The sequence below is a fragment of the Williamsia phyllosphaerae genome (assembly GCF_014635305.1).
GTDB lineage: Bacteria > Actinomycetota > Actinomycetes > Mycobacteriales > Mycobacteriaceae > Williamsia_A > Williamsia_A phyllosphaerae.
This window is the reverse complement of sequence record NZ_BMCS01000001.1, coordinates 1847017-1862674: the sequence shown is the minus strand read 5'-3', so window position 1 is coordinate 1862674 and position 15658 is coordinate 1847017. Positions and strand designations below refer to the sequence as shown.

Below are 15658 nucleotides of genomic sequence, written 5' to 3'. Positions count from 1 at the left end.
CGACCCGGTCGGGTCATGACCGCGAGCGACGGGCCTTCTTGCGCGGAGGAGGCAGTGCCCCTTCGGCGCGCAGTCGGGTGGCGTGCTCGGCCAGCGCCTCGACCAGGTCGGGGACCGACGCGGTCTCCGGCTGGACGTCGACGCGCAGCCCGAACTCGATCGCCGTCTCGGCCGTCTTGGGTCCGATGCACGCGACGATGGTGCGCGCGTGCGGCTTGCCGGCGATGCCGACCAGGTTGCGGACCGTGGAGCTCGAGGTGAAGCAGACCGCGTCGAACCCACCGGTCTTGATCATCTCGCGGGTCGTGGCCGGCGGCGGCGCCGCGCGGACCGTGCGGTACGCGGTGACGTCGTCGATCTCCCAGCCCCGCTCGCGCAGACCCTCCGACAGCGTCTCGGTCGCGATGTCCGCACGCGGCAACAGGATCCGGTTGACCGGGTCGAAGACGTCGTCGTAAGGCGGGAAGTCGTCGAGCAGGCCCAGCGACGACTGCTCGCCACTCGGGATCAGCTCGGGGTTGATGCCGAAGGTGCGCACCTTCGCCGCGGTCGCCTCACCGACGCAGGCGATCTTGACGCCGCTGAAAGCGCGTGCGTCCAAACCGAACTCGGCGAACTTCTCCCACACCGCACGCACCGCGTTGGTGGAGGTGAACACGACCCACTGGTAGCGACCGTCGACGAGCCCCTTGACGGCGCGCTCCATCTGCGCCGGACTTCGTGGCGGCTCCACTGCGATCGTGGGGACCTCCATCGGCATCGCGCCGTGCACGACGAGCCGATCGCTCATGTCGCCGGCCTGGTCCTTGGTACGCGGCACCAGCACGGTCCAGCCGTACAGTGCGCGCGACTCCCACCAGCTGAGTCGGCTGCGCTGGGTGACGACCTTGCCGATGGTGACGATGAGCGGGCCCTGCAGGCCCGCGCCCTTGTCGTTGAGGGTGGCCAGCGTCGCCTCGATGGTGCGCTGCTGGCAGGTGGTGCCGTTGACGGTCACCGCGACCGGGGTCTGCGCCGCGACACCGTGTTCGGTCAGCGCGCTCGCGGTCTCCGCGAGATGGCCGGCCGTGGCGTGCAGCACCAGCGGTCCGGGGGCCGCGGCCAGAGCGGCCCAGTCCACCTCGCCGCGGACGTCGGCCTCGGTGTGACCCGAGCCGAGCGGCATGCCCGCGTAGCTGGGGACGGCCGCGGCGGCGGGCAGTCCGGGGATGACCTCGAAGCCGATCGAAGTGCGCGCGACGGCGTTGACCTCGGCCAGGACCGAGTCGGTGGTCAGGGGATCACCGGCGACCACGCGGACGACGTCGTCGCCGCCCTTGGCCACGGCGATGAGGGTCTTGGCCACCTCGGTCGGATCACCGAGCGCCGGACGAACCACCGCGCCGGTCTGCTCGGGGTCCACGATCGAGTCGTTCTCGACCGCGACGGGCCCGGTGGGCGAGGAGTCGTCCGCGGTCTCGTCGACGGCAACCGGGGCAGCGGGTGCGGTCGGTTCCGGGGCCACGTTGGCGCCGATCAGGGCGATCACACCGGCCGGGACATCGGGATCGACGAACACCGTGCCGGCGTTCTCGATGGCATCTCGGGCGCGTACCGTCAGCAGCGCCGGATCTCCTGGGCCCGATCCCACGAACAGGATCCGACCCGGATGTGCCTTCTTCATGCGGCTCATACGTTTGCGCTTTCTGCGACCCGTTCCAGGGCCTGCTGGTGTGGCTACCGGCTGCGCATGACCTCGGCGGCCCCGCGATCCAGTAGTTCTGCGGCGAGTTCCCGACCGAGCGCCGCGGCGTTGTCCACGGGGCCCACCACCGACGATCGGATCACCTCGGATCCGTCCTCGGCCGCGACCGCCGCACGCAGCGACAGCTCGGTGAAAATGCGCCCGTCGTCGTCGATCGACTCCACCACCTCGGCGATCGCTCCGACCGGAGCAGTGCACCCGGCCTCGAGGGCCGCCAACACTGCGCGCTCGGCGTCGACCGCTGCCCGCGTGGGGGCGTCGTCCAACTCGGCGAGAATGCTCACCAGTTCGGCATCGTCGGAGCGGCACTCCACAGCCAGAGCGCCCTGTGCGGGTGCCGGTAGCAGCACCACCGGATCGAACGCCTCGGTGACCTCATCGGCACGACCGATTCGAACCAACCCTGCACGGGCCACAACCACTGCATCGAGCTCACCGCTGGCGACTTTGCCCAACCGAGAATCTAGGTTGCCTCGTAGGGGGCGGATTTCCAAACCGAGACCCAGTGCGTTAAGCTGCGCGGCCCTCCGCGGCGCCGATGTGCCTACGGTCGAACCGGGAGGCAGCTCGCCCAACACGCGTCCCCCGGACGCGACGAGCGCGTCGCGTGAGTCCTCGCGCGGCGGCACCGCTGCGATGGTCAACACCGGGTCGGGCGCGGTGGGCAGATCCTTGTAGGAATGCACCGCCACGTCGATCTCACCGGCGTGCAGGGCGTTGCGGATGGCGGTGGTGAACACACCGACGCCGATCTCGGCCACCGGTGCCGCCGACAGGTCGCCCGCGGTCGTCACGATGACCAGTTCGGCCGGGTGTCCGGCAGCGATCAGCTGATCGCGGATGACCCCCGACTGCGTCCTCGCGAGAAGCGATCCCCGCGTGCCGATCCTTATCGTCAACGGTCGCCTCGTGCGCGCATCTCACCGGGCAGTCCGGTCTCGGGCGCCGAGACCGATTCGGCGGCACCGGGAGTGAGTTCGAAGAGTTCGCGCAGGGCCTCGGCGTAGTGATCGCCCTGTGGGGTCGACGCGAGCTGCTTCACCCGCACCGTCGGTGCGTGCAACAGCTTGTCGACGACGCGACGGACCGCCTTGGCGACCTCGTCGCGCTGCGGGTCGTCGAGGCCGGGGAGCTTGGTCTCCAGCCGCATGATCTCGGCCTCGACCATCTCCGCGGCGCGCTGTCGGAGGGCGGTCACGGTCGGGGTGACCTCGGCCTGGCGCTGATGGGTCAGGTAGTCGGCCAGCTCGCCGGCGACGATGTCGCGGGCGGCGGCGGTGTCGGCCGCGGCGGCCTGGGTGGCGCCGTCGCCGCGCAGTCCCTCGATGTCGACGATGTGCACGCCGGGCAGCCGGGCGGCGGCCGGATCGACGTTGCGGGGCAGTCCGAGGTCGCAGATGACCAGCGGGGTCGACTGGGTGCGGGCGGCGAGGGCGGAATGCACCTCACCGACGGTCACCAGCGAGCCCACCGTGCCGGTACAGCTCACCAGGACGTCGGCGTCGGCCAGCGCACCTGCGAGTCCGGACATCGGGACCGCGGACGCACGCACGCCGTGGTTCTTGGCGACGTTGGCCGCGAGGTGTTCGGCCTTCTCGGTGGTGCGGTTGACCACACGCAGTTCGGTGACGCCGTCGCGGGCCAGATGCGCGGCCGCGAGGCCACCCATCGCGCCGGCACCCAGGACCACGGCCGAGTCGATCGTCCCCGGCTCACCGCGGCTGCCCAGCAGCGTCTTGGCGCGCTCGAGGGCCACCGAGACGACCGATGCCCCGGCGCGGTCGATGCCGGTCTCGCTGTGGACGCGCTTGCCCACCCGTAGCGCCTGCTGTGCGAGCTCGTGCAGGACGCGTCCGGCCGAGGAGTTCTCGTCGGCGCTGGCGTAGGCCGCGCGGATCTGGCCGAGGATCTGCTGCTCGCCGACGACCATCGAGTCCAGACCGGCGGCGACGGTGAACAGGTGCTCGACCGCGGCCTCGGAGTACCGGACGTAGGCGTGGCTGGTCATCTGGTTGACGGTCATCCCGGAGTGCTCACCGATGACCGCGCCCACCGCCTCGAGGGCGGGGTGGAAGGCGTCGACGACGGCGTAGATCTCGACGCGGTTGCAGGTGGAGACGATCATCACCTCGGAGATCTGCGGCGTCTCCAGCAGTGCGTCGACCAGCTTCGGGCGGGCGTCGTCGGAGATGGCCAGCCGCTCGAGCACCGACACGGGCGCGCTGCGGTGGGACACACCGAACAGGAAGATACTCACACTGCTACCGATCTCTGGGCCGTCGACATCTGGGGAGCCGAGTCGGCGGCGGGTTTCGTGGTCAGTTCCTCACCGGCGTTGCGTGACGCGTTGAACGCGAGGACCTGGAGCTCGAGGGCGAGATCCACCGGACGGATGTGGACGTCGGAGGTGGTGTGCAACGACACCGTCGTGAAGTTGAGGATCTGCCGGACACCTGCGCGCACGAAGGCGTCGCAAGTCTGCTGCGCGATCGCGTCCGACGTCGCCACGACGGCGATGTCGACACCTTTCGCGGCGCAGTGTTCGGCGAGATCGGTCATCGGTTCCACGGTCAGTTCAACACCGGCCGCGGGAAATGTCGTACCGATGAGGTCGGGGTCAGTGTCGAACATCGCAACGACGGTGAATCCGCGGCCCAGACCCGTGTGGGCGAGCAGGGCCCGGCCGAGGAAGCCTGCACCGGCCAACGCCACGTTGTGGGTGTCCTCGGTGTGCAGGGCCAGCGCGATGCGGGCGGTGAGTCGCCGGACGTCGTAGCCGACGCCGCGCACTCCGTTCGCACCGACGTGGGAGAGGTCCTTGCGCAGGATCGCGGAGTTGACGCCCGCGGCGGTGGCGAGCTGTCCGCTGGAGGTGATGAGCACGCCGTGCTCGCTGAACAGGCGCAACACGTGCAGGTAGGTGGCCAACCGGGCGACCGACGCGTCCGGGATGGACGATCCGTTCTCTTCGGGTGATCTGGGCATCTACTGGCTCCGACTCATCGTGTCCACGCCCGTCGTCGTTGGCGGCGCGGATAACCGAATCGAGCGTATACCGCTTGTGAATGCGTTCACAAAAGGGTCACGTCCCCTCCGCGCTCAGATCCCGGTGCAGCCGCGGCAGGTCCACCTCGCCGTAGCTGTGTTCGCGATCGTCGAGCAGCACCACCGGCAACCGGTCGCCGAACTCGGCGCGCAGTTCCGGGTCCTGCGCGGCGGCCTCGTCGACGTCGACGACGGTCAGGGGCGCGTCGTACCCGGCGCACACGTCGCGCAACTCGGCGAGCGCGCGGGCACACGCGGGACATCCGGCACGGGTGAGCAGGGTGACGACCACGGATCCGATTGTGCACCCGCGACGCACGCCACCTTTTCTCCGGTGCGCCCTGGCCGTGCGACTACGCTGGGGCCGTGAGCGAGCAGGAGGCGATGGGGTGACCGATACGCCCGGCGAGACCGGCCCGGACCCGGAGCACGGCGGTGTCGCCGATTCCGAGGAGGTCCTGGCCGGACCGGACCCCGACGCGAGCTCCGACTCCTCGGACGAGCGCGACGCCGGCGGGACCGTCAGCCACTGGATCACCTCGCGCGCCGGTCGTTCCTCCGGCTCGGGTCGGGTCGGCCGGTTCCGGCAGTCCGCCGCCGAACTCCGTCACTCGCTGGCCGGTGAGGCCAGCGCCCAGGCCGCCTACGCGACGCTGCAGAAGCGCACCCGACTCGACGACGGCGAGAGCGACGAACCCGGCGCCCCGACCGACGTCCCGCCGGACCTGACCGCGGCCGCGTTCTTCGACGTCGACAACACCCTGGTCCAGGGCGCGTCGATCGTGCACTTCGCCCGCGGCCTCGCCGCCCGCGACTACTTCTCCTACCGCGACATGGCCGAGTTCATCTGGGCGCAGGCGAAATTCCGGGTGACCGGACGGGAGAACGCCGACGACGTCGCCTCTGGTCGGGAGAAGGCGTTGTCGTTCATCGCCGGCCGCTCGACCGAGGAACTGCGCAGGCTCGGCGAGGAGATCTTCGACGAGACCATCGCCGACAAGATCTGGCCGGGCACGCGGACCCTCGCGCAGATGCATCTCGACGCCGGCCAGCAGGTCTGGCTCGTGACGGCGACGCCGGTCGAGCTCGCCCAGACCATCGCCGACCGCCTCGGCCTGACCGGCGCCCTCGGGACGGTCGCCGAGAGCGTCGACGGCAAGTTCACCGGACGCCTCGTCGGCGACATCCTGCACGGCCTCGGCAAGGCACATGCGGTGCGCACCTTGGCCATTCGCGAGGGCCTGAACCTGAAGCGATGCACGGCGTACTCCGATTCGCACAACGATGTCCCGATGCTGTCGCTGTGCGGGACCGCCGTCGCGATCAACCCCGACGCCGACCTGCGCGATGTCGCCCGGGTGCGCGGCTGGGAGATCCGTGACTACCGCACCGCCCGCAAGGCCGCGAAGATCGGTCTGCCCACCGCGGTCCTGCTCGGCGCCGCCGGTGGTGGCGCGGTCGCCGCGGTCCGCAAGTTCCGCGACTGACCCCCGCCATAACCGTCACGTCTGTCTCACGATCCGCACTGTGTGCACAGATACACCCGCCACGGTGACGCCTGTGGACAGGTGCGTCCGGAGAGGCCATCACGTCGGCGCGCGGGCCAAGACTGTCCACCATGAAGGACATCGGGGTTTACACGTGGCGGGACCTGCTGCAGCGAGGGCTCACGCAGTCTCAAGCCCGGAGACGAATCCAGGACGGGGACCTGGTGCAACTGCGGCGCGGTTGGTACGCGACTCGTTTCGCCGATCCCTCGGTTGTCGCAGCGGTCCGGCGCGGAGGGGTGTTGAGCTGCGTGTCGGCTTTACGGATGCACGGCGTCTGGGTCCCCGAACATCCCATGAGCGTGCACGCTCGCGCGAACTCGAAGAACTCACGGAGTGCTGGGCCCTTCTGCAGCCGATCCGGTCGGCCGCAGGCTGAGGCGGGCGCCGTGGACGACATCTCCACCTCGCTCCTGCATGCGGCGCGCTGTCTCGATGCCGAAGGTTTCGTCGTCGTGTGCGACTCCCTTCTGAACTCGGGCCGTTTGAGCACGGCCGAGTTGAGGCGCACTCTGGCCGAGGCACCCGCGACGACCCGCCGGCTTCTGGACGTCTGCGATGGTCGGGCGCAGTCCGGGACCGAGACGATGGTGCGTCTGCGACTTCGGGGGTTACGTATCCCGGTTCGGCCTCAGGTCCGGATACCCAGGGTCGGACAGGTGGACCTCCTCGTCGGCGATCGACTCATCCTCGAGATCGACGGCGAGGAGTTCCACAGCAACACAAACGGATTCGCGACCGACCGCCGGCGGGACCGGGAAGCGATCCGCCTGGGCTACATCCCGATCAGGTTCACCTACCGCGACGTTGTCCACGACTGGGCCGCCGGAGAAAAACTGGTGATCGAGTTGGTTCGAGATCGACGTCACCGCGCTCCGCGCCAGAAAGGTCACCCCTGAGAGCCCATCTGTGCACTGCGTGCGGATGGCGGACCCAAGGTGACCGTTGTGGACGGAATCAGCCGAAGTAGACCGAGCCTCTGCGACTGAGCATCCGGAACAGCGTCTGCTGGATCTCTTCGCGGACGTGGTCGGTGAGGTCGAAGACGACCATGGGGTCGTCGGCGGCCTGCTCGTCGTACTGGCTCGTCTCGATCGGCTTGCCGAAGTGGATGTGCCACTTGGACGGCAGCGGGACCAGGCCGAGCGGACCGAGCGCCGGGAACGTCGGCGTCACCGGGATGTAGGGAAGCCCGACCAGGCGCGCCAGCGGCTTGAGGTCGCTGAGCATCGGATAGATCTCCTCCGAGCCCACGATCGACACCGGGACGATCGGCACGGCCGCACGCAGCGCGGTGGTGACGAAGCCACCGCGACCGAAACGCTGCAGCTTGTAGCGGTCCTTGTAGAGCTTGCCGACGCCCTTGAAACCCTCCGGCCACACGCCGGTCAGTTCACCGCCGCGCAGCAGTCGCTCGGCGTCGGCGGTGCAGGCCAACGTAGACCCGGTTCGGCGGGCGAGCTGTCCGACGAACGGCGATTCGAACGCGAGGTCGGCGGCGAGGATCCGCAGGAACCGGTGCTGGGGATGGTGGTCGTGCACGGCCACCGACGTCATCAGGGCATCGATCGGCAACGTGCCCGCGTGGTTGGCGACCAACAGCGCGCCACCCTCGGCCGGGATGTTCTCGATGCCGGTGACCTCGACGCGGAACCACTTGTCGAACAGCACCCGCATCGCGGGCAGGAAGACGTTCTCGGTGAAGTGCTGATCGAAGCCGAAATCGTCGACCTCGTAGTCGCCCGTCAGACGCTCACGCAGGTACCCGGCACCGGCGATGACCGAATCGGCGACGGTCGAACGCAGGCCGCTCAGGCTGAACAGCGGCGACCCGGTGGGTCGGACCGGCAGACCGGCGGCGTCGAGACGGGTCGCCATGTCCTTGCTGATCGGCGTGACGTCCGCCGGATCCGCGAGGAAATCGTCGGTGTTGGGATGGCCGGCTCCGCCGGGGTTGGGGCGCCCGGCCAGGGGCGGAGCGGGTCGGGGGGCGCGCGGCCTGCGCGGCGTCGCCGGAGTCCGCTCGATACCGGAATCGGTTCGTTCCGTTGACTTCTGCTGCGAGGGGTGACGCCGCCGGACCTGTTCGCGGCTGGGGGCCTCGGGGGGCGAGGCGTACAGCTGGATCACCTTGGCGGTACGAGCATCGGACGCGCCGTTGCCTTTGACCAATGTCCCAACAACCTCTCCGCGTCGATTCCCCGTGTGCCCAGGCGATGCACCGACCCCTGATTCGCGTTCAGTGTAGAAGGTACGCGGGATGCGTGCTGCCCCTAGACGAGCGCGCGTGCGGTTTCGGTGATCCGTCGCTCGAGACGGTGCCACGCGCCTGCCGACACCACCGGCTCCAACGGCCTGCGGCTGATGAAGTCGTCGAGGGTCTCGAGGCTCGTGTACCGCGGCGCGAAGCCCAACTCCGCGCGCATCCGGGTGGTGTCGAGAACCCGCCCGTAGGTGAGGTAGCTGGCCTGATCGCCGTGCATCGTCGCCACCCGCATGTTCCGGAACACCCCCGCCACCGACCCCAGCAGGTTGGCGGGCACCGGAAGTTCGATGCGACCGGCGCGACGGATCGCCTGCGTCAGCGACACCACCCCGTCGGCCGCGAGGTTGAACGTGCCCGCCTTGCCCAGCAGGGTCGCGTGCTCGAGTGCGGCCAGTGCGTCCTCCTCGTGCAGGAACTGCAGACGCGGCTGGTACCCGATGACCACCGGGATGATCGGCGACGAGAAGTAGATGCTCATGCGGGTCGAGATCTTGGGGCCGAGGATGGCCGTCGGCCGCAGGATGGTGACCGCAATGTCCTGCCTACGCCGCGACAGCCCACGGGCGTAGGACTCGACGTCGAGCAGATCGCGGCCGTAACCGCTCGTCGGATCGACGCGGGCTCGGGTGTCCTCGGAGAAGTGCGCCGGGTCGGCCGCGCTGGACCCGTAGACCATCCCGGTCGATCGCAGGACCAGACGGCGCACCGACGGCGACCGCTGGGCCGCCGCGCACACCTGCATCGCGCCGACGACGTTGAGCTCTTTGATGGCCGGCGAGTGCCCGACCGTGTCCATCACCGACGTGGCGGCGTGCACCACGGTGTCGACCTGGGCGGACTCGATGACCTTGGCGATGGTCGGTCGACGGATGTCGGCACGGACGAACTCCGCCCGACCCATCCGGCGGATCATGTCCTTGGTCGGCACCCGCGAGTCGACGGCGAGCACGCGCTCGATGTCGGGGTTCTGCGCCAGGCGGGTGGTGAGGTAGCCACCCAGGAACGTCGACGCCCCGGTCACCAGGACCACCTTGGGCAACTGCGCGGCGTCGGTCATGACGCCACCATAAACCGAAAAACCCGCCGACATGCGGCGGGTTCCTTGGTCGAGCGGGCGCTACGAACTCATTTACCGAGTTTCCTGCGCTGGACTCGTGTGCGACGAAGCAGCTTGCGGTGCTTCTTCTTCGACATGCGCTTGCGGCGCTTCTTGATTACCGAACCCATCTGGGCATCCTCACGATCTGACCGAACGGTCCTACTGGTCTGGGAACAACGAGCGCGCGTCGCGCCGCGGGGTGCGCACGGGAGTGGATTGCTCCACTCGTGCGCTTCCGCCATGCCGACGATTTCCGCAGAGCCCGGCGAACACAACAGAGGACCACGTTACCGCTCGTCACGCCTGAGGTGAAATCACACCCCGGCGGTCGTCACCTGCAGATCGCTCAGCCGGCGTCGAAGTACGACGTCTCGAGGTAGTCGTGGACCGCCTTTGCGTGCACCCGAAACGACCGGCCGACGCGGACAGCGGGCAGATCGCCGTTGTGCACGAGTCGATAGACGGTCATCTTGGACACTCGCATCAGCGCGGCCACCTCGGCCACGGTGAGGAACTGCGTACCTGAGCCCGTGTTGCCGATCGGTCCACCGCTTGCAGCGCTGTTCCGATCGCCGGGCGTGCTTGCAGACGCCATGAAATTCACATACCTCCGGTGCACGCGTCGCGGCCGCAGGCTTCCCCTCCTGCGGACACCAGACACGCACGTGCTGAGGGGAGCTTAGCGTGGCGGATGTGGTTGATGCGACGTGAGTGGGTAACCATTTCGAGATTTATCGGTTAGCAGACCGATATCTTCGGCGTGTCGTCCCGTTTGTCGGCGTGGCGCACGGTAACGAAGGCCCCTGAACTGGATATTCGTCGTGTTCGTGTCCGAGATGGGCCGAATCAGGGCCACGACGGCACCGGATCGGATTGCCCCGGACGCTCCGGTGTGTCGCGACGACCGCGTCAGTCGCGGTCGGACGGCTCGGTTCCTCCGGTGGCCGCCTGGGCCGCGGCGGTCGCCACACTGGCCGCGACGTTGGCGCGCATCGCCTCGTAGAACCCGTGCCGGAACCCGTTCGCCTCGAGCTGACGGATGGCCTCGGCGGTCGTCCCGGCCGGCGAGGTGACCGCGGCACGCAGATCGACCGGAGAGAGCCCGGAATCGGTCAGCAGGACGCCGGCGCCCCGGATGGTCTGGCCGGCGAGTTCGGTCGCCACCGGCCGCGACAGCCCCAGCCCGACACCCGCGTCGATCATCGCCTCGGCCATGAGGAACGCATACGCCGGACCCGACCCGGACAACGCGGTGACCGCATCCATCTGCTTCTCGGGCACCACGACGACCTTGCCGACCGACTCGAGCAGTCCGACCACGGTCGCGACGTGCTTCTCCGTGGCGTAGCGGCCGCCCGCGACCGCCGACATCGCCTCGTTGACGAGCATCGGGGTGTTGGGCATGACGCGGACCACGGGCGCACCCGCGGGCAGGGCGCTCTCGTACTTCCGGGTGGGCAGCCCTGCGACCAGGGTCACCGTCAGCCGCTCGGTCTCGCCGGCGTCCTCGACACCGGAGACGAGTTCGAGCACCGCGTCGACGTCGGCGGGCTTGATCGCGAGCACGACGATGGCCGCGCCCTCCACCGCGTCGGCGACGTCGGTGACCCGGATGCCGTACTCGTCCTTCAGCTCCTGCGCGCGAGACGACGCGCGCTCGGCCACGACGAGATCCTTGGTCGCGCGTCCGGACGCGATGAGGCCTGCGAGCAGGGCCTCACCGATCTTGCCGCCGCCGATGATCGCCACACGCTGTGTCATTGCTTTCCTCCAGTTGCCGCCGCGGTGTCGTCCGGGATGAGTGCGAGTTGTCGGGACTGCGCCACCAGCGCGCCGGTGGAGTCGATGATCTGATGGTCCTCCTCGAACCAGCCGGCCCCGACCTCCGACGACGACGCCTGCACACGCAGCCAACCGGGCGCGGGCATCCGGCGGACGTAGGTGGTCAGCTGCAGCGTGGGCGCCCACCCGAACAGTCCGAGGTTCATCACCACCGGCGCCGAGATGTCGCCGGCCAGCAACGCGAAGAAGGCGTCTGGCTCGACGTCGTGGGGCTTTGCCCACAGGCGCAAGACCGGCTCCCCGACCTCGCCCCGGACGAACGGGGCCGAGTCGGCGTCGTAGGCCAGGGCGATGGCGCCGGAGAGGTTGATGACCGACGCGAGCGGGGAACCGTCGACGGTGACCGCGTCGGCGGGCGGTTCGGGCGGCATCGCCGAGAGGGCGCCGGACGTGGCGTGTCGGGGCTCGCCGTGGTCGAGACGCGCCATCGACACCGACGAGTGGACCAGCGTGCGACTCCCCTGCGCGATCTCGACGTCCATCACCGATATACGTCGGCCGCGTTTGCGCACCTGCGCGCGCACGATGACCTCGGCCGGGTCGGGCGCACCGAGGTACTCGGTCGAGATGGCCACCGGCACCAGGTCGGCGACGGCGTCCGCACCGTCGGCGTCGGGGGCGGTCTCGCGCAGCGCCCGGGTGGCCGCGTGCGCGGAGATCACCTGCAGGACACCGCCGTGCACCTTGGGTCCGATGGTGAACACCGGGCTGATGTCGATGCGGTAGGTGCGGCGGTCGGGGCCGTCACCTGCGGGGTCGGGCCGCAGGTCGGCCAGGTCGGTCACCGACGTCACGGGGATTCCTCTTCTCGACTTCTCGTACTGGGTCGTGGTCTGGGACACGGGCCGTTCAGGCCCGCTTGAGGTGCTCACGGGCGAACGCCAGTGAGCGCGCCAGGATCTCGCTGCGTTCGGGTTTGGTGCGGGCCGACCCGGTGGTGACCTCGAGGACGACGGCGCCGGCGAAGTCGCTGTCGGCGAGACGGCGGCAGATCTCCACGCACGGCTGCGAACCCTCCCCGGGGACGAGGTGTTCGTCGACCGCGGCTCCGAGTCCGTCGGTGAGGTGCAGGTGGTTGAGGTGGCTGCCCATCCGCTCGTAGAGGGCGATCGCGTCGACGCCGGCGGTGGCCGTGTGTGAGAGATCGAGTGTGTAGTTCGCGAAACCGTCGTCGGTGGGGTCGATGGACGTGCCGAACGCGGACAGGTTGGCCCCCGGCCCACCGCGGCGACGCATGCGGTCGGCGGCCTGCTCGTACTTGCCGAACACGCGATCCGCGCGCATCGGGAACATGTTCTCCACGGCCACCGCGACGCCGCTGTCGCTCTCGAGTTCGGCGACGGTCTCGGAGAACCCCTTGACGTAACGACGTTGCCAGCGGAACGGCGGGTGGACGACGACGGTCGAGGCACCGAGTTCCTGCGCGGCGCTCACCGACCGCGCCAGCTTGGCGACCGGGTCGCGACCCCACACCCGCTGCGAGATGAGCAGACACGGTGCGTGCACCGACAGCACCGGCATCGCGTAGCGGTCGGACAGGTAGTGGACGTGGTCGATGTCCTGGCTGACCTGTTCCCCCCACACCATGAGTTCGACGCCGTCGAAGCCCAGTTCGTTGGCGTACTGGAACGCCGCCTCGGTGTTCTGCGGGTAGACCGATGCCGTGGACAGGCCGATGGGGATGTCGAGCTTCACGTGGTGCCCCCCGGCGTCGTCCCCGGGGTGGTCAACTGCCCGACGCGAGCAGCACCAGCGGCCCGATCGTGACGATCAGTCCGACTCCCAGGGCGAGCAGGGTGCTGATGAGGTCCTGACTGCGACGCACGACGTGCACGGTGGTGACCATGCCGAACATGACGACGACGGCCAGGACCAGGGCAAAGTAGACGTTCCATTTCCACAACTCGTGGAAGCCGAGGAACAGACCGACGCCCACGACGAGACCGACGACGACCTGGACGCCGAGCATCGCCCACTGCCGTGCCGGTGACGCCTCGGTGTCGGAGGTCTCCGTGGTGGTCGTGTCGGCGTCGTCGGTGCGGGCCCGGCGACGGCGGGGCTGCTCGTCGACGGCGGCGTCGGCCGGGCGATCCCGCGCGTCCCGCTCATCGGCGTACGCGGCGACCTGGGCCTTGTCCAGGTCGACGACCTGGGTCTCGGCGTCGGCATCCCTGCGACGGCGTCCGTCGGCGGGCGGCGCCGGGCGCGGGGCCGCGTCGTCGCGGGGGAACGGCTCGGCCGAGTCGTCGGCGACGTCGAGGTCGCCGGAGTCGCGCAGGTGGTCGCGAACCTCCTCGGTCGCGGCCGCGTCGTCGGCGGGCCACCGGGACCAGGGCCGCTCGTCGGCGTCGCGCGGCTCCTCGTCGGTGGACTCGGACCGGCCGCGGAGCAGACCGCCGAGGCGGCCACGCTTCTTCTTCGGTTCGGGTGCGGTCTCGGCGGAGTCGTCGATGTCCTCGAAGTTGCGGTACCGCTCGAATTCGCGTTCACGCTCCTGCGGCGTGAGGTGGCCCAGGTCCGCGCCGTCGAGCGAGCCGGTCGGCGGTGTCGACGCATCGACCTCCGGCGCCTCCTCGACGCGCGGGATGATGCCGGTCTCCACGGCGTCCTCGGCGACGGCGCGCCGCTGGTCGCGGAAACGGTCCCGGATGGCTCCACTGCTGATGTCGCGGGTCGCGGGGTGAACCGGACGTTCGGGGGCACCGCGGTCGGGCGAGGCCCATGCGGCCTGACGGGTGGGGGGTTCGAACGGTCGGGCCGCCGGGACCTCCGACCTCGGGAAGACGTCCGGCTCGCGGGTGGGTCGAGGCGGCTCGGACCGCGGGAACGGCGCGCGTGGCCGCTCGGACCCGTCGGTGGGCGAATCGGTGGGGACGAACCGCGACTCCGGGTCGGCCGAGGGGGTGTCGGACACCCGGGGCAGCTCGCCGGTCAGCTCCGCGAACGACACCGATCCGGCGCCACCGCGACGTCGACGTCCCGACCCGTCCGAGCCCGCGTCGGCGGCCGGCGCCTCGTCCAGCTCCCGAGCCCGTGCCATGAGTTCGGCCACCGAGATCGGCCGTGAATCCGCATCCGGTTCTCTGGCCATTCCTGTTCTGCCTTTCCTAGGATCGTGCGCCCGCGCGCCCGCTCGCCGCGATGTCGATGCCCGCGCCGTCCGGGGTCACCGGGTCGGTCGAGATCGCCTCACCCGCGTCGAGCCGTCGCAAGATGACACCCTCCCGTAGTGCCCACGGGCAAATCTCGAGGGTATCGACCGACAGCGCCCGCATCGAGGCCTCGGCGACGAGCGCGCCCGCCACGAGCTGTCCGGCGCGGTCCTCGCTGACGCCCTCGAGCTCGGCGCGGTCGCTGACCGTCATGCGGGAGATGAACGAGATGAGCTGTCGGAGTCCGTTGCTGGTCAGTGTGCGCGTCACCCGCGGCCCCGCGCTCGACGGCGCCGCACCGGTGAGTCGGGCCAGGGATCGGAAGGTCTTCGACGTCCCGACGGCCAGATCCGGGGATCCGGCGGCCTTCAACTCCTTCGCCGCGCCCGCCAACTCGGCGTCGAGCCAGTCACGCAGCACCGCCACGCGGCGTTTGCCCGGCGGGTCCTCGGTCAGCCATTCCCGGGTGAGCCGGCCCGCGCCGAGCGGCAAAGACAGGGCGACGTCGGGTTCCTCGTCGACCCCGTTCGACAGTTCCAACGAGCCGCCGCCGATGTCGAGGGCGAGGATGCGGCCCGCACTCCACCCGAACCAGCGGCGTACCGCCAGCGACGTGAGCCGGGCCTCGTCCTCGCCGGTCAGCACCTCCACCCGCACGCCGGTGCTCTTCTCGACGTCGTCGAGAACGCGGTCGCAGTTGGTCGCGTCGCGCACCGCCGACGTCGCGAAGGCCATGACCTGTGCGCAGCCCGAGCTCGAGGCGATGGTCGTGAACTCCTCGACCGCCTCGATCAACTTCGTCGCGCCCAGCGGGGAGAGTTTTCCGCCCGCGTCGATCTGTTCGGCCAGCCGCAGCGTCGACTTGGTCGAACTCATCGGGGTGGGGTGCCCACCACGGTGAGCATCGACCACCAACAGATGGACGGTGTTGCTACCGACGTCGAGGACTCCTAAGCGCACGCC

At 69.7% G+C, this 15658-nt stretch carries 16 protein-coding genes; 2 read left to right on the top strand and 14 right to left on the bottom strand.

The features are described from left to right. Window positions 1–13 precede the first annotated feature (13 nt). The 5 genes from IEV93_RS08830 to IEV93_RS08810 all read right to left on the bottom strand — a co-directional run bounded on the left by IEV93_RS08830 (window position 14) and on the right by IEV93_RS08810 (window position 5090). On the bottom strand, window positions 14–1672 hold the full coding sequence (locus tag IEV93_RS08830; protein WP_188488843.1) for a bifunctional uroporphyrinogen-III C-methyltransferase/uroporphyrinogen-III synthase: 1659 nt from the start codon (window positions 1670–1672) through the stop codon (window positions 14–16). A 44-nt stretch (window positions 1673–1716) separates the two neighbouring features. Further along, window positions 1717–2643 carry a hydroxymethylbilane synthase gene (gene hemC, locus IEV93_RS08825; RefSeq protein ID WP_188488841.1) on the bottom strand — a complete coding sequence of 309 codons (927 nt, stop codon included), beginning with the start codon at window positions 2641–2643 and terminating at the stop codon, window positions 1717–1719. After that, window positions 2640–4001: a glutamyl-tRNA reductase gene (locus IEV93_RS08820; RefSeq protein ID WP_188488833.1), complete on the bottom strand. Its 1362-nt coding sequence runs from the start codon at window positions 3999–4001 to the stop codon at window positions 2640–2642. The genes hemC and IEV93_RS08820 overlap by 4 nt, the downstream gene beginning before the upstream one ends. Further along, a complete protein-coding gene (locus tag IEV93_RS08815) occupies window positions 3998–4729 on the bottom strand; it encodes a redox-sensing transcriptional repressor Rex (RefSeq protein WP_188488832.1) in 732 nt (243 codons plus the stop codon). The genes IEV93_RS08820 and IEV93_RS08815 overlap by 4 nt, the downstream gene beginning before the upstream one ends. Before the next feature lie 97 nt (window positions 4730–4826). Next, complete coding sequence (locus IEV93_RS08810; RefSeq protein WP_371873835.1) at window positions 4827–5090, bottom strand: glutaredoxin family protein; 264 nt, start codon at window positions 5088–5090, stop codon at window positions 4827–4829. An 88-nt stretch (window positions 5091–5178) separates the two neighbouring features. Between IEV93_RS08810 and IEV93_RS08805 the strand changes: the two genes are divergently transcribed. Next, entirely contained in the window at window positions 5179–6276 is a 1098-nt protein-coding gene (locus IEV93_RS08805; protein WP_229704986.1) for an HAD family hydrolase, read from the top strand. Between the two features lie 449 nt (window positions 6277–6725). Next, a complete protein-coding gene (locus IEV93_RS22510) occupies window positions 6726–7235 on the top strand; it encodes an endonuclease domain-containing protein (protein WP_229704985.1) in 510 nt (169 codons plus the stop codon). Between the two features lie 58 nt (window positions 7236–7293). Here IEV93_RS22510 and IEV93_RS08795 read toward each other — a convergent pair whose 3' ends face one another. From IEV93_RS08795 to IEV93_RS08755, 9 genes are all read right to left on the bottom strand, one after another. Further along, complete coding sequence (locus IEV93_RS08795; protein WP_229704984.1) at window positions 7294–8508, bottom strand: lysophospholipid acyltransferase family protein; 1215 nt, start codon at window positions 8506–8508, stop codon at window positions 7294–7296. 101 nt (window positions 8509–8609) lie between these two features. Beyond that, window positions 8610–9659, bottom strand: coding sequence for an NAD-dependent epimerase/dehydratase family protein (locus tag IEV93_RS08790; RefSeq protein WP_188488829.1), 1050 nt, complete (start codon window positions 9657–9659; stop codon window positions 8610–8612). 68 nt (window positions 9660–9727) lie between these two features. Continuing rightward, window positions 9728–9829: a 30S ribosomal protein bS22 gene (locus IEV93_RS08785; protein WP_003402602.1), complete on the bottom strand. Its 102-nt coding sequence runs from the start codon at window positions 9827–9829 to the stop codon at window positions 9728–9730. Window positions 9830–10047: 218 nt separating this feature from the next. Next, window positions 10048–10296 (bottom strand): helix-turn-helix domain-containing protein, encoded by a 249-nt coding sequence (locus IEV93_RS08780; RefSeq protein ID WP_188488828.1) that lies wholly within the window; start codon window positions 10294–10296, stop codon window positions 10048–10050. Between the two features lie 314 nt (window positions 10297–10610). Further along, window positions 10611–11462 (bottom strand): pyrroline-5-carboxylate reductase, encoded by an 852-nt coding sequence (gene proC, locus IEV93_RS08775; protein WP_188488827.1) that lies wholly within the window; start codon window positions 11460–11462, stop codon window positions 10611–10613. Next, window positions 11459–12337 (bottom strand): thioesterase family protein, encoded by an 879-nt coding sequence (locus IEV93_RS08770; protein WP_188488826.1) that lies wholly within the window; start codon window positions 12335–12337, stop codon window positions 11459–11461. The genes proC and IEV93_RS08770 overlap by 4 nt, the downstream gene beginning before the upstream one ends. Window positions 12338–12392: 55 nt before the next feature. Next, a complete protein-coding gene (locus IEV93_RS08765; RefSeq protein WP_188488825.1) occupies window positions 12393–13238 on the bottom strand; it encodes a sugar phosphate isomerase/epimerase family protein in 846 nt (281 codons plus the stop codon). Between the two features lie 31 nt (window positions 13239–13269). Further along, window positions 13270–14634 carry an Rv0497 family membrane protein gene (locus IEV93_RS08760; protein WP_188488822.1) on the bottom strand — a complete coding sequence of 455 codons (1365 nt, stop codon included), beginning with the start codon at window positions 14632–14634 and terminating at the stop codon, window positions 13270–13272. A gap of 16 nt (window positions 14635–14650) precedes the next feature. Further along, window positions 14651–15655 (bottom strand): Ppx/GppA family phosphatase, encoded by a 1005-nt coding sequence (locus IEV93_RS08755; protein ID WP_188488821.1) that lies wholly within the window; start codon window positions 15653–15655, stop codon window positions 14651–14653. Between the last annotated feature and the right edge of the window lie 3 nt (window positions 15656–15658).